The organism is Scytonema sp. UIC 10036 (genome assembly GCF_009725235.1).
The window spans coordinates 23,577-46,057 of the sequence record NZ_WJFC01000046.1 but is presented as its reverse complement, the minus strand read 5'-3'; the positions used below and the strand labels follow the sequence as shown (position 1 = coordinate 46,057).

General features: G+C 41.4%; 17 protein-coding genes. 8 read left to right on the top strand and 9 right to left on the bottom strand.

Annotated elements, in window-relative coordinates:
- Nucleotides 1-141: 141 nt before the first annotated feature.
- From F7734_RS22100 to F7734_RS22070, 7 genes are all read right to left on the bottom strand, one after another.
- Nucleotides 142-1,326, bottom strand: coding sequence for an acyl-CoA dehydrogenase family protein (locus tag F7734_RS22100; RefSeq protein ID WP_155746680.1), 1,185 nt, complete (start codon nt 1,324-1,326; stop codon nt 142-144).
- 37 nt (nt 1,327-1,363) lie between these two features.
- Nucleotides 1,364-1,615 carry an acyl carrier protein gene (locus F7734_RS22095; RefSeq protein ID WP_155746679.1) on the bottom strand — a complete coding sequence of 84 codons (252 nt, stop codon included), beginning with the start codon at nt 1,613-1,615 and terminating at the stop codon, nt 1,364-1,366.
- A 20-nt stretch (nt 1,616-1,635) separates the two neighbouring features.
- Nucleotides 1,636-2,511 carry a 3-hydroxyacyl-CoA dehydrogenase NAD-binding domain-containing protein gene (locus F7734_RS22090; RefSeq protein WP_155746678.1) on the bottom strand — a complete coding sequence of 292 codons (876 nt, stop codon included), beginning with the start codon at nt 2,509-2,511 and terminating at the stop codon, nt 1,636-1,638.
- A gap of 76 nt (nt 2,512-2,587) precedes the next feature.
- Entirely contained in the window at nt 2,588-3,322 is a 735-nt protein-coding gene (locus F7734_RS22085) for a class I SAM-dependent methyltransferase (protein WP_155746677.1), read from the bottom strand.
- A gap of 53 nt (nt 3,323-3,375) precedes the next feature.
- Nucleotides 3,376-4,761, bottom strand: a complete 1,386-nt coding sequence (locus F7734_RS22080; protein ID WP_155746676.1) for an amino acid permease — start codon at nt 4,759-4,761, stop codon at nt 3,376-3,378.
- A gap of 50 nt (nt 4,762-4,811) precedes the next feature.
- The gene (locus F7734_RS22075) at nt 4,812-6,197 is read right to left on the bottom strand and encodes an acyltransferase domain-containing protein (protein WP_155746675.1); all 1,386 of its coding nucleotides are present in this window, start codon (nt 6,195-6,197) and stop codon (nt 4,812-4,814) included.
- A gap of 31 nt (nt 6,198-6,228) precedes the next feature.
- On the bottom strand, nt 6,229-11,562 hold the full coding sequence (locus F7734_RS22070) for a non-ribosomal peptide synthetase (RefSeq protein WP_155746674.1): 5,334 nt from the start codon (nt 11,560-11,562) through the stop codon (nt 6,229-6,231).
- A 736-nt stretch (nt 11,563-12,298) separates the two neighbouring features.
- Here F7734_RS22070 and F7734_RS22065 point away from each other — a divergent pair.
- The 5 genes from F7734_RS22065 to F7734_RS22040 all read left to right on the top strand — a co-directional run bounded on the left by F7734_RS22065 (nt 12,299) and on the right by F7734_RS22040 (nt 17,855).
- Nucleotides 12,299-12,604, top strand: coding sequence for a hypothetical protein (locus F7734_RS22065; RefSeq protein WP_243147019.1), 306 nt, complete (start codon nt 12,299-12,301; stop codon nt 12,602-12,604).
- A gap of 11 nt (nt 12,605-12,615) precedes the next feature.
- Nucleotides 12,616-13,307 (top strand): IS1 family transposase gene (locus tag F7734_RS22060; RefSeq protein ID WP_155744830.1). Its coding sequence is split into 2 segments (ribosomal slippage): nt 12,616-12,951 and nt 12,954-13,307, totalling 690 coding nucleotides; the frame shifts between segments, so codons are not numbered across the junction.
- Between the two features lie 287 nt (nt 13,308-13,594).
- Nucleotides 13,595-13,924 carry a hypothetical protein gene (locus F7734_RS22055; protein ID WP_155746673.1) on the top strand — a complete coding sequence of 110 codons (330 nt, stop codon included), beginning with the start codon at nt 13,595-13,597 and terminating at the stop codon, nt 13,922-13,924.
- A 171-nt stretch (nt 13,925-14,095) separates the two neighbouring features.
- On the top strand, nt 14,096-15,295 hold the full coding sequence (locus tag F7734_RS22050; RefSeq protein ID WP_155746672.1) for a PepSY-associated TM helix domain-containing protein: 1,200 nt from the start codon (nt 14,096-14,098) through the stop codon (nt 15,293-15,295).
- Between the two features lie 595 nt (nt 15,296-15,890).
- The gene (locus F7734_RS22040; RefSeq protein ID WP_155746671.1) at nt 15,891-17,855 is read left to right on the top strand and encodes a long-chain fatty acid--CoA ligase; all 1,965 of its coding nucleotides are present in this window, start codon (nt 15,891-15,893) and stop codon (nt 17,853-17,855) included.
- A 108-nt stretch (nt 17,856-17,963) separates the two neighbouring features.
- Here F7734_RS22040 and F7734_RS22035 read toward each other — a convergent pair whose 3' ends face one another.
- Nucleotides 17,964-18,986, bottom strand: coding sequence for a DUF3102 domain-containing protein (locus F7734_RS22035; RefSeq protein WP_155746670.1), 1,023 nt, complete (start codon nt 18,984-18,986; stop codon nt 17,964-17,966).
- A gap of 410 nt (nt 18,987-19,396) precedes the next feature.
- Here F7734_RS22035 and F7734_RS22030 point away from each other — a divergent pair, with 410 nt between their 5' ends.
- The 3 genes from F7734_RS22030 to F7734_RS22020 all read left to right on the top strand — a co-directional run bounded on the left by F7734_RS22030 (nt 19,397) and on the right by F7734_RS22020 (nt 21,866).
- Nucleotides 19,397-19,549 carry a hypothetical protein gene (locus F7734_RS22030; RefSeq protein ID WP_155746669.1) on the top strand — a complete coding sequence of 51 codons (153 nt, stop codon included), beginning with the start codon at nt 19,397-19,399 and terminating at the stop codon, nt 19,547-19,549.
- A gap of 231 nt (nt 19,550-19,780) precedes the next feature.
- Nucleotides 19,781-20,479, top strand: coding sequence for a VOC family protein (locus tag F7734_RS22025; protein WP_207714173.1), 699 nt, complete (start codon nt 19,781-19,783; stop codon nt 20,477-20,479).
- 625 nt (nt 20,480-21,104) lie between these two features.
- Nucleotides 21,105-21,866 carry a thioesterase II family protein gene (locus tag F7734_RS22020; RefSeq protein ID WP_155746667.1) on the top strand — a complete coding sequence of 254 codons (762 nt, stop codon included), beginning with the start codon at nt 21,105-21,107 and terminating at the stop codon, nt 21,864-21,866.
- 156 nt (nt 21,867-22,022) lie between these two features.
- Here the strand turns inward: F7734_RS22020 and F7734_RS22015 are convergent, their stop codons facing one another.
- Complete coding sequence (locus F7734_RS22015) at nt 22,023-22,424, bottom strand: universal stress protein (RefSeq protein ID WP_155746666.1); 402 nt, start codon at nt 22,422-22,424, stop codon at nt 22,023-22,025.
- Nucleotides 22,425-22,481 lie beyond the last annotated feature (57 nt).

The following is a 22,481-nucleotide window of genomic DNA, read 5'->3' as shown; positions in this document are numbered from 1 at the left end:
CTTTTTATCGTAAATAAACCTTTTCATCTTCCAGCAAAACTCCATACCATAGAGTACTATCTAAATCTCAAACGACACATTTAATCAAATTTTCATCTTTATTTTACTATTTACGTCTTGCTCTTTAGTATTAATCATAATTTAAATACTTTCTGCTAATTTCTTTTCCTTAACAGTAGGAACATTGGATAAAAGATAATCTTGATAACCTGATTCTGCGATAGTAATTTCTTGAATTTGAGTACTACCTTCAATAATTTCCATAATTTTCGAGTCGCGCAAATATCTTTCTACGGGATACTCACTACTACAACCGTTACCACCGTGAATCTGTACAGCATCACTTGCTATTTTAGTCGCTCCTGTGGATGCAAAGTACTTGGCAATAGAAGTCTCTATAATTGAGTTGGGATTGTTAATCTCTTTGAGATAACCAGCTTGATAACATAACAGTCTCGCTGCTTTCACGTTAGTTATCATCTGAGTAATCTTTTGGCGAATTAATTGATGTTCTTTAAGATAAACACCAAACTGTTTTCGCTCGTTTGTATACTTAACACAAGCTTCCAAACAAGCTTGAGCAATACCTACACAACCTGTTGCTACGCTATATCTACCATAATCCAGTGCAGAAGAAGCAATGTAGGAGAATCCAAAGCCTAATTTACCTACTAAATTTTCTAGAGGAACGTGACAGTTATCAAAATGCAATTCTGCAGTCATTGAAGCCCTTATACCTAAAATACCAGACATCGGTTTTACTGAAAGTCCTGGGCTATTTTTTTCAACTACAAAAGCACCTGCTTTCCCCTCGCATTTGGCAAAGACCAAAAAGACATCTGCTATTTGCCCATAGGTAACCCATTTCTTTTGCCCATTTAAGACATAAGCATCACCAGCAAGTGTTGCTGTTGTTTCTACACTTTTAGCATCGCTACCTACATTTGGTTCGCTTAATGCAAAAGCAGCAATGATTTCTCCTGATGCAAACTTGGGAAGCCAATACTCTTTTTGAGATTTATTTCCCCATTTACACACCGCTTGGGAAACCATGTTGTGAACTGTCAGTAAACTTCGTACCGAAGAACATCCGCGTCCAATTTCCTCGTTGAGTATGCCATAGGTAATCATGTCCATTCCTTTACCACCATATTCTTGGGGCAATATGGCACCGAGAAAACCAAGTCGAGCTATTTTTTTAATTAGTTCTGGTGGAGTAAATTCTTTCCTATCCCATTCGCCAGCACTAGGACATATTTCTTGATTAACAAAAGCTCTAAATTCAGCTTGATCGTTTTTTTGTTGAGCAGATATTTCTAGTTTCATAGTACCATTTATGCCTTAGAAAATGGCAATTTCTATTTTATGACTGTACAATAATAGCAGTTTTGTGTTCTATTAAATTGGTAATAGAATTTATTGTCCGGAAATTTTCAAATTCTAAGTCCTCATTCTCAATAGATATCTGAAACTCTTGCTCTACGAATAAAACAAGTTGCATGGCAAACATGGAATTGACAAAACCTAGAGCAAAAATGTCTTCATCTGGTTGTAAATCGTGATTGCCGAAAAATTTTGACAGGAAAGTTTTGATTCTAGCTTGAATTTCGTTCATGATTCTGAGATTATTCCTATTTATTGATATACGTAAAATCCTTTACCACTTTTTCTACCATGCAATCCTGCATCCACCATTTTTTTGAGTAAGGGGCATGGTCTGTATTTACTATCGTTAAAGTTTTCGTACAAGACTTCGATAGAAAATAAAATGGTGTCTAGCCCAATCAAGTCTGCTGTTTCTAAAGGACCCATTTTGTGACCGAAACAGCCTTTAAAGATTTTGTCTACATCTTCTGCTGTCGCAACTTGGTCTTGTAACAGAAAAACAGCTTCGTTAATAGTTAACATTAACACGCGGTTGGAAACAAAACCGGGTGAATCATTCACAATGATGCATTCTTTTCCCATTTGAGCTAGCATTTTTTTTGCTGTCTCAATTGTTAACTCAGAAGTATGGTAGCCACGAATCATCTCCACCATTGGCTTCATCGGTACAGGATTCATAAAGTGAATACCAACAACCTTATCAGCACGTTTTGTAACTGAAGCAATGCGGGTAATAGGAATTGCTGATGTGTTAGCAGCGAATACGCAATCTGCTGGACAAATAGAATCTAGTAGTGAGTATACCTGCTTTTTAATATCCCATTTTTCGGTGACATTTTCAACTACAAAATCTGCATTTTCTAAAATTTTATAGTTTGTAGAAAACTCTATTTTTTCTATGATATCATCTGGATTTTCTTTGCGATGCCTTTGGCGGGCTTCGCCTACGCTTTTTTTGAAAAAACTTTGAAAGCGAATATTATTCCTAATTTCGTGTTTAGCTTTATCTAGGATATTTTCTGAAATATCTACCAGGATAACTTGATGACCTGTTTGAGCGAGGTTTTGTGCAACCCCTATCCCCATTACGCCTGCACCGACAACACCTACTGTTTGAATGTTCATAACTTCAATTTATCATCCTCTAAAAACGCCAACAGTTTGACTTGGGTCACATTACCCCTGTAGTACAAAAACCTTGCTATTTAAGACGCTGGGAATCGATGTTAGGATCGGGTCGCAAATTTTCTGGCACATTTTCCGGAATCTTCCACATATAAATTACACTATGTTTATCTTCTAAACTACAATTATCTTCTGGCTGACAATCAGCTTCTTCTATATGCTCGTAGTCTACCCAGTCTCCCATATGATGTTGGAAAGATACTACACGAGTACCAGGTTTAAGTTGCTTAAATAATTGTGGTCTCAATTTTATGTTAACTCCGTCATCCAAGTACAGAGTCACGACTGTTGCATCCCTGAAGTCACTTTTAAAAATGTCTTGCTGAAGGAACTTGACTTTATCGGTTACACCCGCGTTTTTAGCGTTTTCATTTGCTGTTTTGACAAGTTCTGGGTTGATATCTATACCGACACCACGAGCACCAAACTTTTTCGCCGCAGTGATGGGAATCCTACCGTCGCCGCTACCAAGGTCATAAAGTATATCATCCTTGCCTACCTTTGCTATTTTCAGCATTTTATCTACTATTGCTTGAGGTGTGGGTTCGTAAAATGCACCATCTAGGTAATCTGGATCTCCTTTGTTGGGTAGACTTTCGGGGGTCGATTGCTGAACTTCTACCGTATTGGAGTTTGTTGTTGCAGGATTGGTGTTGAATTCGGAAGTTGTTTGTTGGGTACAGCCTGCAACTAAGAGGCTACCTACACTCATAGTGACAAGAAAGATTTTTAAAAGTGAGTTTGCTAACATGATATTTAGATATTTGTCTCCTATTAGGAATGTGACTTGATGCAAGAAAATATTTAAACTTTTTTCTTTTCTCTGATATTTGAATGGTGCTGACTACTGGAAATGCGGTAGTTAAGCAGTAATACAGGTATGCCTGTAAGTAAAACTACGATTCCCAGACGTGCGCCGGAACCCGTGTAAGCAAGGCTGGATTGCAGCATATATCCACAAATTGCACAAAAAAGCAAGGGGATCACAGGGTAGAGAGGGACTCGGAAGGGACGTTGTGTTTCTGGTTCTCGGAAACGTAGAACTAAAAGACTGACTGCTGAGAGTAGGAAGAAAAACCAGAAGACGGGTGCAGTGTAATCTACCATTGTGCTAAAGCCTTTACGTTGGATTGCACCATAGACTACCAGGAGGATGGCGATCGCACTTTGCAAAATCAGGGCTTTGCTAGGTGAGGAAGTGCGTTTTCCCCACTTGCCCAAAAATCCCAGCACTAGAAAGTCTCGCCCTAAAGCATAGTTAGTCCGCGCTCCTGTAAAAATAGTAGCATTGGCTGTACCCAAGGCAGAGACTGCGATTAGGAAACTCACAAAGACTGCACCGCTATTTCCCCAGGCACGACGCATTAATTCGGCTGCTGGTGCTTTGGACACTTGCATTGCTACTAGTCCCAAGCCGTGCAAGTAAGCAAAGTTAATTAGTAGATATATGGCTGTGATGATAATGATACTTCCTAATAATACCAATACCATATTTCGTTTTGCTTCGCGCACTTCGGCGGAAATATATGCAGCTTCGTTCCAACCGCCATAGGTAAGCAAGACAAATACCATCGCTAAACCAAAATTACCTGTTTGATTGCTAGATGCATTCGCAAGGCTGGTGCTTTGCTCCATCGCTTCATTCCCACCTTGGGTTGTTGCAAGAACGATTCCAGCGACAATCACCAACAGTAATCCTAAAATTTTGGCTACTGTTAACCAGTTTTGCGCCCGTTTACCTTGCTTTAAACCCAGTAAATTTATGACTGTCAAGAGTGCGATCGCTCCACTGGCGTACAAGGCTGAAGAAAACTCCCCCAAAGGTAACATCTGGGAAGCATAATCACCAAATACAAATGCTAGCAGGGCGATCGAGCCTGTCTGAATTATCGCCATCCGCGCCCAAGCAAACAGAAAGGCTAAATTCTTACCGAAAGCCCGCATCAGGTAATAATATGTACCACCCGCATCCGGATAGGCTGTGGCTAGCTCTGCGTAGCACAAAGCACCAATCAAAGACATGACTCCGCCCAAAAACCATGCAAATATCGTAACTCCAGCATCTTGGGCATTTGCTGCTACTAAAGTTGGCGTTTCAAAAATACCTACACCCACCACCATTCCAACAATCAAAGCTCCTGCATCGATTGTAGAAAGTGTAGGTTTCGGTACTGTTAGTTTTTCTGACATAACATAATCGTGGATGTCTTAATATTAGCTATGTAATTCAGACGAAGGAACTAAGCTTGGCATACTTTTTGAGCCGATACAAATCCCGCCCAATCTATGTGTGCTCCTGCTATCCAAAGCCTACCCAATGTTTTCAGTAAGAATGCCAGATCTGGTTTTTTATCGTAGGAATATCTGAGAGTGGGTAAGATAATCTGACTTACCGCTGGATTATCTTCTATGCATTGCAGCGCAAAGCTACCTAGAGTCTGTCCAGGGCCTACTTCCAACAAAATTGGATATTGTTTTTTCCACAATTCTTGTATACCCGGAGCAAACAATACAGGTTGACACATATGCTTAACCCAATAATCGGGATTTGTAGCTGATGCTGCTGTTATCCAAGTTCCTGTGACGTTAGATATATAAGGAGTTTTTGGGGCTTGCAGGTTAAATGTTGTTACCAACTTATGTAAATCAGAGGCAGCACCCTCCATCATGTGAGAGTGAAAAGCATGAGAAGTTTCTAGACGACGACAAGCTAAACCTTCTTTAGTTAACTGTTGTTCCAAAGCTTTTATAGCATCGGTTTCACCAGCGATTACACCCATAGATGGGCCATTGACCGCACAAAGTGAGAGTTTGTCATTGAGTAGGGAAGATATCTCTGTTTGCGAAAGTGGAACTGCAAGCATTGCTCCACTTGGCAATTTTTGAATCATCTGCGCTCTTGCAGCAATCAGTGTTAAACCCTCTTCTAAAGATAAAACCTCTGCCAAAGTTGCTGCTACATATTCACCTATGCTATAGCCTATCATTGCTTGAGGACGAATTCCCCAGGATATCAATAGCTGCGCTAAGGCATATTCAATCACAAAAATGGCTGGTTGAGCGAGGTGAGTTTGATTGAGTAAAGATGTTGCAGCCACAGTCAAAGCGTCCGCTTGTGTCTGGCTGCGACCTAACATTTTTCGTAAATCTAAGCCTTCAGAATTTTCTAGAGACAACTGCTGGTCTTGCTGAGAAGCTCTTTTAGGATAAATTATATCTCGCAAATCTTGATTGAGAAGCGGTTTAAGAAATTCACAACAGTAGTCAACTCGATCCCAAAATATTGGTTCACCTTGGTAAAGTTCCCAAGCCATATTTACATAATGAGTACCAAGTCCAGGAAACATAAAGGCTAGAGGACGTTCTTTTGTTTCTTGGATATTGGTAAGTATCCGCTTGGGATCTTCAAGTGCAACTAGAGCATCTTCTATATCCTGACAAACAACCATCCGCCGATGCTTAAAAGCCTGTTGTTCGCGTTGCAATGTATGAGCTACATCCGCAAGGCTTAAGTCAGGATGCTGTCTCAAATAATCTGCAAGGTTTACAGTAGCAGTTTTTAGTGCTGAGTCAGTCTGAGCAGAAATTACTAATAGCTGCCAAGGACGAGGAGGGATAGAAAGCATTATTGATAAACTCCAAAATTGCCACTTAACATCAGCGAGAATTATTTCTTGATTTCCTCATAAGTAATTGTTTTTGTTTCTGACGCACTTCTATTTGTTTTTGCACACGATCGCGCATCGGTTCAAAAATAGATTTCTCTTCTGTTGTTTGACTTAAATATTGCGCTAAAGAGTAAATAGTTGAGTTCTGAAACATCGTCACTACTGATATATCTTGCTGCAAAATTGTACGCAGTTTGTTATTAACTTGAAGCATCAGTAATGAATTCCCGCCTAAATCAAAAAAGTTATCATGAATACCCACTTTACCTAGATGCAGCACTTCTTGCCAAAACTTGGCAATCTGCTGTTCCATTTCAGACTGGGGTGGCTTAAAAGTCGCTGTTAACTCTGGACGCTGATTGTCTGGTGCTGGTAAAGCACGACGGTCTATTTTGCCATTAGGAGTCAAAGGTAAAGCATCTAACCCGATAAAGGCAGAAGGAAGCATATATTCGGGTAGTTTTTGTTTAAGAAATCCCCGTAGTTCATTTACAGAAAGCTTAGCATTCTCATGAGTAACTAGATATGCAACTAGACGATAGTCATTTGGTATATCTTCTCTAGCTACTACTACCGTTTCTCGTACCTGTGGATGTTGCTCTAATAAAGCTTCAATTTCTCCTAGTTCAATACGGAAACCGCGAATTTTCACTTGATGGTCAATTCTGCCCAAAAATTCAATCTTGCCATCTGTTAGGTAACGCGCCAAATCTCCAGTTTTATAAAGACGTTTTCCTGATTCAAAAGGACTAGGAATAAACTTTTCTCCAGTTAACTCAGGTCTATTCCAATAACCTCGCGCCAGTCCAACACCGCCAATATGCAATTCACCTGGAACTCCAACAGGAACTAATTGTTGATGTGAGTCTAAAATATAGAACTGGGTGTTGGCAATGGGACAACCAATAGAGCTAACAGCCTGCTGTTGCTCTTTATATTTTACATGAAGTGCAGCAGACCAAATAGTGGTTTCTGTCGGTCCATATAAGTTCCACACTTCTTGACCTCGTTCTAGCAATTGATGAGCAAGTGAAGAGTCGAGGGCTTCACCACCACAAAGAATTTTTATGCTATTCTGGCTTTGCCACCCAGCAGTTACCAGAATTCTCCAAGTAGCAGGGGTAGCTTGCATAACTGTTACATCATTGGAGACTAATTCTTTTAACAACTGAGTGCCATCGGCGATCACCTCTTGATTAACTAATACTAAACGAGCGCCAACAATCAGTGGCAGGTACAATTCTAGTGCTGCAATGTCAAAAGATAACGTGGTGACAGATAGGAGAATATCTTCCTTAGCGAGTCCTGGGATTTGACGCATGGTACTTAGGAAATTAACCACAGCACCGTGAGGAATTTGTACTCCTTTGGGTTTCCCAGTTGAACCAGATGTATAAATTACATAGGCTAAATTTTCTGGATTCACATTACTGACTACATTTTCTGCACTGTAATCAGCAAACGCTGTACTGTCGGTGTCTATACATACTAGTTGTGCCGAATTTGGTGGTAAGTCATTAACTAAATGAGGATGTGCTAACAATACCGATACCTGAGAATCTGCCAAAGTAAAAGCCAAGCGCTCTTTCGGATAGGCTGGATCTAGGGGCATATAAGCACCCCCTGCCTTCATAATGGCTAGTAATCCTACCACCATTTCAATAGAACGCTCCATACAGATACCAACCATAACATCTGGCTTCACGCCTAGCTGATGCAAGTAGCGTGCCAGCCGATTTGCTCGGTTGTTTAACTCTCGGTAAGTTATTTGTTGCTTTTCAAAGATAACAGCAATGTCAGACGGCGTTTTCTCTACCTGGGCTTCAAACAGTTGATGAATGCACTTATCTTGTGGATATTCTTTCTTGGTATCATTCCACTCCACTAGTAACTGCTGTACTTCAGGTGGCGTTAATAATTGCAATTCTGAAATACGTTGTTTGGGATCGCTAACTATGCTTGACAGTAAAGTCTGGAAATGTCCCAGCATCCGGGTAATGGTATCTGGATTAAATAAATCTGTGTTGTACTCACAAGTCGCAACCAAACCTTGCTCGGAATTCTCCATGAACAATGTCAAATCAAACTTAGATGTGCCGTTGTAACCTTCTTCATAAGTCACTGATACATCCGATAGACTTAGATTGGGTTTTGGCACATTTTGAAGAACGAACATCACCTGAAACAGTGGATTGTAGCTCAAGTCTCTGTTTGGCTGTAATTCTTCTACTAATTTTTCAAAAGGTAAGTCCTGATGAACATAAGCTTCTAAAGCTGTTGACTTCACCCGCGCTAGCAAATCCTGAAAACTCAGGTCGCCAGAAAAGTCTGTACGCAGTACCAAAACATTAACAAAAAATCCTATTAATGACTCAATTTCTGCTCGGTTACGACTGGCGATTGGCGAACCGACTACAATATCAGTCTGCCCTGTGTAGCGATAAAGCAAGATTTTGAAGGCTGTAAGCAAGGTCATAAACAAGGTTACGCCTTCTTCATGGCTCAGTTTCTTCAGTGCTTTTGTCAGAGTTTGAGACAGAACTAATTTCGCTTGAGCACCATTGAAGGTTTGAACTGGCGATCGCGGTCGGTCGGTCGGTAAGTTCAATACTGGCAAATTTCCACTTAACTGCTGCTTCCAGTACTCTAACAAAGGTTGAATTTGCTCGCTTTGTAACCACTGGTGCTGCCAATAAGTAAAATCTACATATTGAATGGGTAATTCAGGAAGTGGAGAGGGTTTTCCTTGCGAGAATGCTTCATACAGTGCTGCTAGTTCTTTAATAAGGACTTTTGTAGACCATCCATCTGCAATAATATGATGCAGTGTCAGGAGTAGTTTGTACTCTTGTTCGGCGTTTCGTAGAAGTTTTGCACACCAAAGAGGTTCCCTCGACAGATCGAAGGGTTGTTGAGCGATGAGAGTGGATAAACGTTGTACTTCTTTTGTGCGCTCGCTCTCTGATAATTCTCGCAAGTCCTCAACTGACAAAGTTAAAGCTACATCTGATTTGATAACCTGAACGGGTTTGCTTTCATTGACTATAAAGTTAGTCCGTAAAACTTCGTGGCGTCTGATGATTTCGTTTAGGCTTTTCTCTAGTACAGCTACGTTAATATGTCCTGTTAGGTTAATAATGATAGGAATATTATATACAGGGGAGTTCAGAGCTAGTTGATTGATAAACCACAATCGCTGCTGGGCAAAAGAGAGAGGATGAAAGGAAGTAGTTTTTTGCACTTGAGAAACGGAGGGTTTATCAGCCTCTGTTGTTAGAAGAGCAAGTATTTTGATGGAAAGCGATCGCGCACTCAAGCCTTCAAAGAAATCAGCAACAGATACAGTCACTTCCAAGTCAACCTCTATTCGATTTTTTAACTCAAAAACTTTTAAAGAATCGAGTCCTAAAGTACTAAGTGGTTGTTGAGAGTTGACGGATTGCGGTGTGATTGAAAGCACACGCGCTACTTGTTCTACTAAATAGGACTCTAACAACGGCTGACTCTCTTGTGGGGTAAGCGCCAAGAGAGCGTCGCGTTGCAACCTATTTTCCTGGGTTTCAACATCAGCTGTTTTGAGGATGCTGCTACCAACTACATCCAATTTGCCAGCCAAAAAATCTGCTTTAGTAGCGCGGCGTTGAATCTTACCACTAGAGGTTTTGCAAATACTACCTGGTTTAATGAGCACTACCGCATACACTTCCACCTCATGTTCTTCGGTGACTGTTTGACGGATTGCTGCGATCGCTTCATCAATATTCGGTTTAGCGCGAAACTCCAATTCTTGCACCACAACCAGCCGTTCTTCATGACCCACTTCCACGGAAAAAGCAGCATTACTACTTAAACGCAATGAAGAGTGACTGCGCTCAGCTGTCAGTTCTATATCCTGTGGGTAGAGGTTGCGACCCCGGATAATGATTAAATCTTTGGCTCTCCCGGTGATAAAAAGCTCTCCATTGTGCAAAAAGCCTAGATCCCCAGTTCGCAAAAAAGGTCCTTCTCCTGTGTCTTGCAAGTAGACATGGAAGGTTTGTTCCGTTTCTTCTTGACGATTCCAATAACCCCGAGCAACACTCGCTCCTGATACCCAAATTTCCCCCACTCTGTCAGAAGCACACAGAGTTAGTGATTCTGGGTCAGCAATCACAATTTTTGTATCCAGCCACGAATGTCCACATCCTACTAAATGGCTAACATTCTCGGTATTTTCAGATGCTTCCACAACTTGGTTTTGTTCTAAAGCATTTGCTTGAACAGTACAGTAAATCGGTTCATCTTTCACATCACCGCCTGAAACCATCAAAGTGGCTTCAGCCATACCATAACAGGGATAGAAAAAGCTAGACTGAAAACCACAGGGTTTGAAAAATGTTGCAAACTTCTCCAAGGTTTCTTGGCGAATCGGCTCTGCTCCACTGTAAGCGCTACGCCAACTGCTTAAGTCAAGAGTTTCCCGTTGTTCTGGAGTAATTTTGTTAACACAATGCTCGTAGCCAAAGTTGGGACCACCACAATGAGTTGCTCTGTAACGCGTAATTGCTTGAAGCCATCGAATTGGTCTCTGAATAAAAGCTCCGGGCGGCATCAAAACACCCAGAAATCCCGTATACAAGGGTTGGATAATCCCATCAATCAGTCCCATATCATGGAAACTAGGTAACCACGTAACGGACACACTTTCTGGTGTGAGTTCAAACGCTTGCTTTATGTACTCCGAATTGTGTAGCAAATTGCCATGACTCACCATCACTCCCTTCGGCATTCCTGTAGAGCCTGATGTGTATTGTAGAAAGGCTAGAGAATCTTGATGAATAGCAGGATGTTCCCAAGAGTCTTCTATTTCCTGTGCTAGGTTGTCAGTCGTTAGCCATCGCAAATCCTTTAAATTCGTTTTTTGAGCAAGCAGAGATTGTAATTTAGACAACAGAGTGGTTGTAGTTAGCGCAACACGAATTTGTGCATCTGAGACAATCGCCTGTACTCTGGGGGTGTTGCGCTGATTGTGCGGCGGGTAAGCAGGAACCGCTACGACTCCTGCATACAAGCAACCAAAAAATGCCGTTAAGTAATCTAGACCGGGCGGATACAGCAGTAAAGCACGTTCACCACTTAACCCCAAGTCTTGGAGTTGAGATGCGATCGCCCGAGAGCGCCGATCCAACTCATGGTAAGTCAGCGTCGATTCTAAAGTCTCTCCGTCTTCAAGGAAGGTGAATGCTTGTGTGTGCGGTGTTCTGGAACTGCGATCGCGCAGAACATCAACAATTGTCGCATACTGATGGGAAATGTTTTGTAATTTATTGAAAATTTGAGTCATTTTCTGCCTCAAGCAATCAGATATACGCTTTCAATGGTTAAACAGGGCAAGCTCAATGACAAATTCAACCCTCTCTTGAGAAGAGACACTGCCTTTAAGCCTTCATAATTAATGTTTGGAAAATTTTTCTCTGATAAACCTCAACAGTTACTTTACAGAATCTATAGCGCAACCACCCAGATAGCCACGCAGGTCTTGGTTCTAACTTGTTGCTATTAATTTTCAGTTAACTCTTTTTACTCTACGGGCATTTTATTTTTTTTGCAACCTCCGGAGTTATAGACAAAAGTTATCAATGTTTTCTCTAACTATCTGGTGCCACTAATTTGCCAAAAGTTATGACTTTTGATAGATGATAAATACAAAATCTCTAAATTTTGCTTGTCTCGCTCTAGTCTACAGATTCTGTGTAGTCTTAGTTACTGAGATGAACTCACCAAGAAGATTTGATAGCGCAATGCTTTCTTTTAAAATACGGTGAATTGTTTAGTGTAGAAATACACAAGAGGCTTCCAAGGTTTGGCTGAATACCGACTTAACATAACGGCTAAATCTCATCAATAAGTGATAAGAAGTAGCAATAATTAGGTTAAGATTTCCTCTGTTTGTGTAAATTTTTATTTGTTGTAGTCTCATTGGGCTTGCTTTACTCAGTGCAAATAACTTTTAATAATCTCTATCCTGCTTGCGTAACTAGCTGCAGATTCAGTGGCGTGATGGAGTTCAGACAGAAACAATGAAATTAGGGCAACTTGTTCGGTGTCTGTTGCTAACAGGCGCGATCGTAGTCTTGGTCACAACTCCTAGTAGAAGTGAGGAAATATTATCAACTAACCGGAAAAACAATACGGCATCTACTGACAAGAGCGTCAGTTCTACTCGACTTGCACCTATTGTGACCAAAGCGCAGCTTGTTGAGGCGACTAGAAAGATTCGGCAACTCAGTGAAATAGAGCGTCCCATCACCAGCGCCCAAATGCTACTAGTGCAGTCGCCAGCACCCCAAACAGAATCGGCGTTGCATAATAGAGGGAGGATTTGAGGTGTTCTACTATGCAATGTCCATACTGCGAGTCTACGGAGATTCTGAAAAACGGCAAGCGAAGAGGTAAACAAAACCACAAGTGTACTAATTGTGGTCGTCAATTTATAGATGTTTACAGTCCGCCGAGAGGGTACTCAGATGAAGTAAAAAAAGAATGTTTAAGATTATACGTAAATGGCATGGGATTCCGAGCTATCGAGCGAGACAAAGGGGTTCATCATACGACCATAATTAACTGGGTTAAACAAGTTGGCTCGCAACTTCCAGACGCACCGGAATTTCAAGAGATACCAGAAGTTGGTGAATTAGATGAGCTAGAAACCTTTGTAGGGTCAAAAAAAACAAAGTTTGGTTATGGACAGCGGTAAATCATTTTCGCCCAGGAATTTTAGCTTGGACTCTTGGCGATCGCAGTAGTGAAACGTTTAAATTTTTGTGGAACATTGTTTCTTGTTGGGAATGTTATTTTTACGTAACAGATGGTTGGGTAGTTTACCCTTGTTTTATTGATCCAGGCGACCATATTGTTAGTAAAACCTATATGACTAGGGTTGAAGGCGAAAATACTCGCCTACGTCATTATCTGGCAAGATTACGGCGAAAAACACTATGTTATTCAAAATCCGTGGATATGCTTAAACACTCAATTAGATTACTACTTCATTACTTAAAGTATAGAGAATTACCCGTATTTACCTAATCATCCCGCATTTATGCAACGCCATAATTATCATTAATAATTTTTTGACTGAAGATAATTATCAATTAACTCAGTCAATCAAGTAACTGAAATCACAGTCATCAAAGTAAAATCCTGCCGTCTGTCATCTCTTGTTGTAAAGAAAATCTAATAATTCTTTGCAATTGCTGAGTCATCTCCTGTAAGATTTATTCTCAAGTAGCTCATTACCGATCTCAGTAACTAGCAGCTATTTGCTAAATTATTGAGAGTTAATGGCAGATAGGGAGTAAGTGTAGGGGTGGCAAATGGTGTTAAGGCAAATATTGAAAATTTTATTGCTTACAAGCTCTATTTGGTTCTGCGTTGCAATCCGTGCAACTGCTCAGCAAGTACCCTCTCAACACAGACAAAATTCTTCTGCGATCGCTCTTGTATTACTCAATCCTAGGACGATTAGAGAGATTCCACGATTAGGGGAAGTAGAACTTCCTCACACCAGCACTCAACAGTTAATACAGTCGCCAACACCAGAAACAGCACCAACTCCTGAAGTAGTGCAAGTGACTTTCGTAAAAGCTAATCCCACTGATAACTGTCCGTTTGCTCCTGTACGATCTAAGTTTTCAAATTACTGACGACAGAATGGGTTTTTTAGGCTTTGCCAAAATTGCGATGCGGAAACCGCCATTTCGCGAGCGCAAAAAAGTAGTTCATTGGACCTATAAAAGACAAATAAAAAGAGACCCCACTCTCCACGGCTGACTCCCCTCTAGCTTGGCAAACAAAAATATTTCAACGTACCTACTATGAAATCTAAAAAACTACGCGACTTGGTATTTACCCTACACCGCTACATCGGTTTAGCGGTGGGACTGATTGCAATTATTGTCGGCTTAACTGGTAGTCTATTAGTTTTCCACTCCGAAATTAGCAACTTCGAGCAGCATCGTCGAATTGGCAAAATTACCCCTCAAGGTACACAACTCCCAGTTGAAGTTGTCCTGAATACTGTGAAAAAGACATATGCCAATCAACCAGACGCAACTCTCCAGACTATTATTCTGCCCTTGAAGCCAAATGAGCCGATAAATGTTGTCCTAAAAACCAAGGAAAAGGACTGGACAGAAAACTACGTTAACCCTTACACAGGAGAGATTCTCGGCAATAACTTGCAGCCAAGTTTTGTGAATAAGTTTTTTGAAATCGTCTACCCACTCCACTATACTCTCTTAAGTGGTGACATGGGCTATAAGTTTGTTGGTATTATTGGTTTACTGATGTCTTTCATGAGCATAACAGGTATTATTCTTTGGCCCGGTTGGCGCAAGTTGATTTCCGGCTTCAAAATTAAGTGGAATGCCCATCCCAAGCGGGTTAACTTTGATGTTCACAAAGTGGCTGGCGTTGTCACAGCAGTTTTTCTCCTGTTTGCATTTTTTACAGGATTTTGCTGGAGCTTTGCTGAGTTCGTCAACCCAATGATCTACGCTGTCACCTTCAGCAAGAAGCAAGCAGATCCAGTATCTGTTCCCCTGACAAGTCAGGAAGCGCTCGGACTTACAGAACAATTAAAAACCGCTCAAGCTGCTTTACCAGATGCAACGCTCAGGGGAATTTATTTTCCTGACAAACCAGAAAAAGCCTTAATGGTTCGCTTGAAGCTTCCCCAAGAAAATGCAGATTATGGTCAAAGCATTGTTTATCTCGACCAATATAGTGGTAAAGTTTTGCGAGTAGATAGTTCTTTAAAGCTATCATTGGGCGATCGCATCCTCAATTCTTTTGTCCCTTTACACTTCGGTACTTTCGGTGGATTACCAACGCGCATTCTCTACGTGTTTGTTGGACTTGCACCGTTAATTTTGTTCATCACTGGCTTTGTGATGTGGCGGTATCGTTATCGAGCTAAATTTAGGAGTAGCGATTCTACAATAGAACTGTCACCCACACGCCGTAATCAATTGACAATTGATAGTGACAAAAAAAGAGGCGAGTCTGCCCCCTAAAATCGGGATGTAATGCTCAAAGTCGATTATGAGAAACAAGATTAAATCACGACAGAGCGATCGCCTAGCTGGCAAATTGGCGTAAAATGGTGTAGGTAAATACTTTATCGAAACAGACAGAACCCAACGGCACTCACTGATTCTTAAAGACGTTGCTTACTTAGTATCAGCACACACGGAACTTTTACCTCATGCTGATAAGCTAGTACGTGCTTATGAAGAACAATTCTTACGCCGTCTGAAAAAAGGTCAATGCTTTCAACAACCTTATTTTGGCTGTCGTGAGTTTGTGGCTCACTTTGAACCCCCAGATGGCACAGAAGAACCCATTAATTTGGATTGCTCCTTCGGCTGTATGCTCCGTGACATTGACTTTATTCGAGATCCCGATGGACTTATTTTCTTTACTCACCAGGATCGCCAGCCTTGCAGACGGTTCAAGGTAAGGCTGTTGCCCAATTCTTCCAGGCAGAACTCAAAAAAGGTATGTTGATTTGTAGGGATTAAAAACTCAACAACTATGGCATACTCAATAGCTCAGCCGTTATCGGAATAAACTGGACACACAACAGATTTACTATTTAGACAATGTTTTATGACAAAAACATACGGTAACTCTTCTTTACTATCTAACATTACTGAGCAAGAACGCCAAGGATTACAGCGTTTAGCAGATTACTCCAACATTAAGTCTCTTCCAGAAATTTGGCCATTGGCAGCAAAGCGATTTAATGATATTGTCGTCCTTCGCGACCCTCATGCTAAACCAGAAGTCATTTTGACATTTACTCAACTCAATCAACAAATTCAACAATTTGCTGCTGGCTTACAAGCATTAGGGGTGAAAGCCCTTGAGCGTGTCTCCCTGATTTCGGATAATAGTCCTCGTTGGTTCGTTGCAGATCAGGGCATTATGACTGCAGGGGCGGTTGATGCGGTGCGTAGCTCCCAAGCTGAACGAGAAGAACTGTTATTTATCATCGCCAATAGTGGCAGCACGGCGCTGGTTGTGGAAGATTTAAAAACTTTCAATAAGTTACAAGAGCGTCTTCACGAGCTGCCAATTCAATTAGTCGTCTTACTTTCAGATGAAGCCTCCCCGACAGACGAAACCCTAAAAATAGTTAACTTCACTCAGTTGTTGGAAATTGGGGCAAAGCGTAGTTTGACACCAGTAAAGCAAACCCACGATACTTTGGCGACACTCATATATACTTCTGGTACCACAGGCAAACCCAAAGGGGTGATGCTTTCTCACGGCAATTTGATACATCAGGTGATAGTGTTAGGGACAGTACTGCAACCGCAACCAGGAGACATAGCCCTCAGCATCCTTCCTACTTGGCACGTTTATGAACGGACGGTTGAATATTTTTTACTTTCTCAAGGTTGCACGCAAATCTACACCAACTTACGCTTTGTCAAACAGGATTTGAAAGAATTTAAACCCAATTATATGTTGGGTGTACCGCGCCTATGGGAATCGATTTATGAAGGAGCACAAAAGCAGTTTCGCGAACAACCTGCAAATAAGCAACGCTTGATTAACTATTTTCTGGGCGTTAGTGAGAAATATATCAAAGCGCAACGAGTTGCCCAAGGATTGAGTTTAGAAAATTTGAACCCCTCATTAGTCGCTCGCTTAGCAGCTAGAATACAAGCATCAGCTTTGTTACCTCTCCACGCTTTGGGAGAACGGCTAGTTTATGCCAAGGTACGAGAAGCAACAGGGGGAAGAATCAAGCAGATGATTAGTGGTGGTGGAGCACTTCCCAAGCATATAGATAACTTTTTTGAGATTATTAATGTCGAGCTTTTGCAGGGCTATGGTTTAACGGAAACTTCTCCCGTCACTCATGTGCGTCGTTCTTGGCATAATTTACGCGGTTCTGCAGGGCAACCGATATCTGGTACAGAAACTAAAATAGTAGATCCTGAGACTCGCAAACCCCTACCCACTGGAGAGCGAGGTTTGGTGCTGCTCAAAGGACCGCAAATTATGCAAGGCTATTACCAAAATCCTGAAGCAACGGCGAAAGCAATTGACACCGAAGGTTGGTTTGATAGCGGTGATTTGGGTTGGGTTACACCGCAAAATGATTTGGTACTGACTGGACGGGCGAAAGACACAATTGTATTAACAAATGGAGAAAATATCGAGCCACAACCGATAGAAGACGCTTGTTTGCGATCGCCCTATATCGATCAAATTATGCTTGTTGGGCAAGATCGACGTAGTCTCGGTGCTTTGATTGTTCCCAATCTGGAAGCCCTGCAAAAATGGGCAGAAACTCAGAATTCAGAATTCAGAATTCAGAATTCAGAATTCAAAACGGAAGTGGATCTAGAGAGTAAAATAGTTCAGGATTTATTTCGGCAAGAATTGAATCGGGAAGTGCAAAACCGTCCTGGTTATCGACCTAATGACCGCATTGGTTTATTCAAGTTGATTTTGGAGCCGTTTTCTATAGAAAATGGCATGATGACACAAACACTAAAAGTTAGGCGACACATCGTAATGGAACGCTATCGCGATCTTATTAATGGGATGTTTGCTTAACAAGGATCGCCAAGCCTTGCAGACGGTTCAAGGTAAGGCTGTTGCCCAATTCTTCCAGACAGAACTTAAAAAAGGTGTGTTGATTTGTAAAGATTGAAGACTTAACAGCTATGGCATCCTTAATAGCGCAGCCGTTAGCCCCGATTGAGCGATCGCTTGAAGACACCGCTCCTCTGACGGATCGCCTGCAAAAATCTTTCTCTGTAGCTTATGAGCAACTTCTATCATATCTCGGCTTGGTAACCAGGGTAAAATGATTGTCTCCTCAGTTGCAGAAAACATCTTAATGAGCTGTTCAATCACTTGCTCTTTGAGATCCGATTCTGGAAGAACGATCACCCTCTTCGCCCGTTCAATTAACCAATCGTGATCCCAGTCATCAGAGGTAATCGCAATCGCAAGAGCAGAAAAGGGTATGCGTTCGATAAACTCTTGTGAAGCTGTATCACCACAAAATAAAAGATGCTGCTTTCCCAGCAAATACCACCCTGGTTGAAGTTCGTTACCGATAGCAACAGCAGAAGAAGTCGTAGATTTCTTCGGTGCAGTCACCTCTATCATTGGTGTTTTGACCTCAGCAACTGCCTGAGGTACTGTAGTAGTGCTCTCCTGCTCTTGAGTGAGTGGCTTTGGTGGCTTAGACGAAACAACAGCAGAAGTTGGTTGTGATTTTTCTGACTCAATCACCTGACGAAGGTTTTTGCTAGTTATATTTTCACCTTCTTTAGCTCGTTGTAGAAATTGCTGACGCACGGATTGTGGGGTTGATGGTGCAGCTAGTATATAAAGAGCAGTTGTGCCAATATCTATTTGTGCAAGATTTGCACATTCACCAAACGCTTCATAAACATTAATAAAGTTATAAGCTGTACGCCGACTCCACCCAAACTCAGCTTTCAGCCACGTCTCAAACTGACCATGCTTTAGCTGCGATCGCACCTCTGCCAGCTTTTGACCGATTTCCCATATATCCTGAGCTGTGCGCCGCAAACGCTCTTTAATTTCTCCGGTTCGCTGCTGAACAACACTACGCTGTTTGTTATCCAAAGCATCATAGTCAAAACCAGTGACTACTTGGTTCTGTTTTTCCAACTTGCTTACAATTCCTTTAGGCTGCTTTCCTTGTAGCATTAGGTTATATACTTTAAGCGTATAATATTATTGTATGGCATTTACTATTTAGTGTAGATTAGCACAAATACGGAGCTTCTTTATTCAAGCTCCCCGAAACTTCCGTAGGGTAATAATTACGAATTTTCGAGAAGCCACTTGACTAGATTTGAGTAGGCACGCTAGATGCCAAAAAATTCTTTGTAACAAATGCGCTCCTATTGAGAAAGTTACTCATATTTAAATTCCGCAATGCCTTCAAGGTTATCCTGACTTCACTCTAGTTGGTTAATTGCTTTTGCCAAGCTACACAAGTTTTCAAAGCCCTTCAAAATATTTAAGTCAATATTATAATGTTAATCCGATTGTAGATTGCTCAATTCCATGGTATTCTTAATGAGAAATATTTTAATTAAATACTGTATTCACTCATGACAAATGAAAGAACCAAGGTTTTAGAGCCAAAATTTTTGTGGAGTATCCCACATAGTGATGTTTTAGATTTGGGTAATGTCGTCCAAAATTTGTCAGACTTTGCCCTAAGGGCAGGTTTTTTTGGTTCTTTGTTAACCAATTTTGGTTAACTTTTATAAAGCGGTTGCTTGTACAGCAGGTCTTTGCTTCGCAATCTATTAACCTCCAAGTCATGGTCTTGCTCGTCTTACGGCAAGTCAATAAAAACTTTCTAAATTCCATTCCAATCTTCTCCACACTTGGAGCGAGGCAAATCAAATCTCTTGACCTCGCTCCAAGTTCAGTAGATAAAGCCACATCTAAAAATAGTTGCTATGTTGACTTCCTCACTACAACTAAGCGTGAATAATTTCATACTAGAAATCGATCACATTTTTGTTTGCACAACAAAATGTGTTGCCGATGCTTTAGTTCTTCAAGAACTTGGTCTTCATTGCTCACCGCATCTGGTTCAACGTGTAGAACAAGGAACAGCCTCAAGGATAATTTTTTTTGAGAACACTTATCTTGAACTGATTTGGGTAGAAGACGAACGTGCTTTTGAACGGCACGCTGCGTGTACTGGTATCCATACTTCAGCACGTTTTGACTGGCAGCGCACGGGAGCATCACCCTTCGGTATTGGTTTACGTTCCAAGTTTGTTACAGCCAAATCACCCTTATCTTTTAGGCGACGAAGAATAGAAAGTACGCAACCAGATGTGTCTGTTCACTTTGCAGTCCCTAATGTTGCCAGTTTGGAAGAGCCTATTTGCTTTGTTATTCCTAACTCCATTGCTCTTACAACTTCGCTTGATGCCTCATTGTCAGCACATCGGCAGTTAATGTCTCATCCTCTCGGTATAAACAAGCTAACAGGAGTTAAAGTGACAGTTAGTGGCGATCGACCTTTAAGTCATGCTATCTCCTTGCTGTGTTTGCATGGGATTGTCACTATAGAAAAAAGAACATCCCCACTGCTAGAGTTGACGTTTGATAGTGAGATGAGAGGAAAAATTCTTGATGCACGACCAATATTGCCAATTCTATTGAAGTACTGAAGAAGTTTTATTGGCAAGATGATTGACACTTGCTTGGAAATGAAGACATACCTGAGAACCATCATCACCTACCGCAGGGGCGCAATGCCTTGCGCCCCTACAAGCCTGAAACGACCATTATTCGTTGATTCATATGATGGTCAATTTGTACAGTGCGTAAGTCCTAATTCCCTCTTAGAAATGATATTGGAGCGCTGGCGTTGCATATTTCCAGGATATTTTTCATAGTTGTGTGGGATGAGCATCCAGCCCGTCCTTTATATTTCTCATGCAAGACTAACACCTAGCTGAAAAGAGGCATACCCTAAAAGTCTAAGCAAGCTTGAGCAAATAGCGATCGCTTGCTTGTAGCTTCTAACCTTACAAGAGAATACTTGTTGAGAGTATTTATCAATTCTTTGCTGTCATCTTAAGAGAAGTACGCAGCATTGAGCAACACAGTATTCATATAAAATATCTATCATAAACATACATCATCATAAATATTCGCTATTAGAACATTATTTCTCTCTTCTGGTAGGTGCTAAACTTTTACGCATTTAAGTATACACTCACTTCATGCGCCGTAACACACCATTTTGGAGTGCGCCCATCGGAGATTTGTTTAAAGTAAAATTATTAAGTTATGACTAATACATCGACCTTTAAATCCTGGGTAACCTATCCCAAACCCAACCCTCGCGCAAACTTACGTTTGTTCTGCTTCCCCTATGCAGGTGGTAGCTCTCTGATTTTTCGCACATGGTCAGACAGTCTACCCCGAAATGTAGAAGTTTGCCCAGTGGAACTTCCCGGACGGGGAAGCCAAATGAAGCTAGCTCCATTCACTCTACTGGAATCTTTAGTTGAGGCTTTAGCTCAAGCTATCAAACCACATTTAGACAAACCATTTGCCTTTTTTGGTCACAGTATGGGTGCCCTTGTCAGCTTTGAACTTGCCCGTTTTCTAAGAAAACAGTACACTTTAGAACCAGTACAATTGTTCGTTTCTGGTCGTCGCGCTCCTCAAATCCCCAATACAAAGCCTCCGATCCACACTTTAGGCGATTCTGAATTCAAAGAAGAATTACGCCGCCTCAATGGGACTCCCAAAGCAGTACTGGAAAATGCCGAATTGATGGAAGTACTAGTCCCTATTGTACGAGCAGATTTTGCAGTTTTGGAAACCTATGTTTACAGTTATGAGCCACCGCTTAACTTTCCCATAGCTACTTTTGGTGGCTTGGAAGATACAGAAGCTAATTATGAGGAACTGGAAGCATGGCGAGAACAAACAAATTCTGCTTTCTCATTAAAGATGCTTCCAGGTGACCACTTTTTTATAAATTCAGCACAGTCGCTCTTGTTGGAAAATCTAGCCAAGCGTATTGTGGATTTAAAATTTTAGATTTTAGATTTTGGATTTTGGATTTAAATTGTGGTATGAGCGTCTCGCCCGTCATAAGTAATAAGGCGGGCAAAATGCCCACCCTACAAGAACTCAAAGGTAGATACACTCCCTAGCCAAAAAACTATCTACCTGGTCACTGGTCACTGGTCACTGCTACGGCACTATCAACACGGGACAGGGGGAAAGATTAATGACGCGAGTTGTCACGCTATCTTGTGACCCCTCGTCCGTTAATCCCAAGCCGCGACAGCCCATGATGATTAAATCTGCTCCTACCTCATCTGCAACATCGCAGATAGTAAAAGCTGGTTTTCCTTGCCGTTCAAGAGTTTCGGCTGAAATTCCTTGTTGGGAAAACAAGGATTTGGCACTTTCTAGCAGTTGGGCTACTGTCTCTGGGGATGTCATTACACTTCCAGTGGAATCTGCAACTTCTTCAACCACACTCAGCAGCACCAAGTTACTACCATACTTTTGCACAATATTCACAACCATATCGGCTGCTTCTCGTGCTTCCCTACTTTGGTCAATTGGAAATAAAACAGTTTTAAACATTTGGATTCACCTCCGCCCCCCTGAGTCGGTAAAATCTGGATGGGTCTACTTATCAAA

Excerpts from the sequence above, each read along its gene's own strand:
- F7734_RS22090 (WP_155746678.1), bottom strand. The coding sequence starts at position 2,511 with ATGAACATTCAAACAGTAGGTGTTGTCGGTGCAGGCGTAATGGGGATA.
- F7734_RS22075 (WP_155746675.1), bottom strand. The coding sequence starts at position 6,197 with ATGCTTTCTATCCCTCCTCGTCCTTGGCAGCTATTAGTAATTTCTGCT.
- F7734_RS22100 (WP_155746680.1), bottom strand. The coding sequence starts at position 1,326 with ATGAAACTAGAAATATCTGCTCAACAAAAAAACGATCAAGCTGAATTT.
- F7734_RS22085 (WP_155746677.1), bottom strand. The coding sequence starts at position 3,322 with ATGTTAGCAAACTCACTTTTAAAAATCTTTCTTGTCACTATGAGTGTA.
- F7734_RS22020 (WP_155746667.1), top strand. The coding sequence starts at position 21,105 with ATGACTAATACATCGACCTTTAAATCCTGGGTAACCTATCCCAAACCC.
- F7734_RS22015 (WP_155746666.1), bottom strand. The coding sequence starts at position 22,424 with ATGTTTAAAACTGTTTTATTTCCAATTGACCAAAGTAGGGAAGCACGA.
- F7734_RS22095 (WP_155746679.1), bottom strand. The coding sequence starts at position 1,615 with ATGAACGAAATTCAAGCTAGAATCAAAACTTTCCTGTCAAAATTTTTC.
- F7734_RS22080 (WP_155746676.1), bottom strand. The coding sequence starts at position 4,761 with ATGTCAGAAAAACTAACAGTACCGAAACCTACACTTTCTACAATCGAT.
- F7734_RS22040 (WP_155746671.1), top strand. The coding sequence starts at position 15,891 with ATGACAAAAACATACGGTAACTCTTCTTTACTATCTAACATTACTGAG.
- F7734_RS22070 (WP_155746674.1), bottom strand. The coding sequence starts at position 11,562 with ATGACTCAAATTTTCAATAAATTACAAAACATTTCCCATCAGTATGCG.
- F7734_RS22030 (WP_155746669.1), top strand. The coding sequence starts at position 19,397 with ATGACAAATGAAAGAACCAAGGTTTTAGAGCCAAAATTTTTGTGGAGT.
- F7734_RS22055 (WP_155746673.1), top strand. The coding sequence starts at position 13,595 with ATGGTGTTAAGGCAAATATTGAAAATTTTATTGCTTACAAGCTCTATT.
- F7734_RS22065 (WP_243147019.1), top strand. The coding sequence starts at position 12,299 with ATGAAATTAGGGCAACTTGTTCGGTGTCTGTTGCTAACAGGCGCGATC.
- F7734_RS22035 (WP_155746670.1), bottom strand. The coding sequence starts at position 18,986 with ATGCTACAAGGAAAGCAGCCTAAAGGAATTGTAAGCAAGTTGGAAAAA.
- F7734_RS22050 (WP_155746672.1), top strand. The coding sequence starts at position 14,096 with ATGAAATCTAAAAAACTACGCGACTTGGTATTTACCCTACACCGCTAC.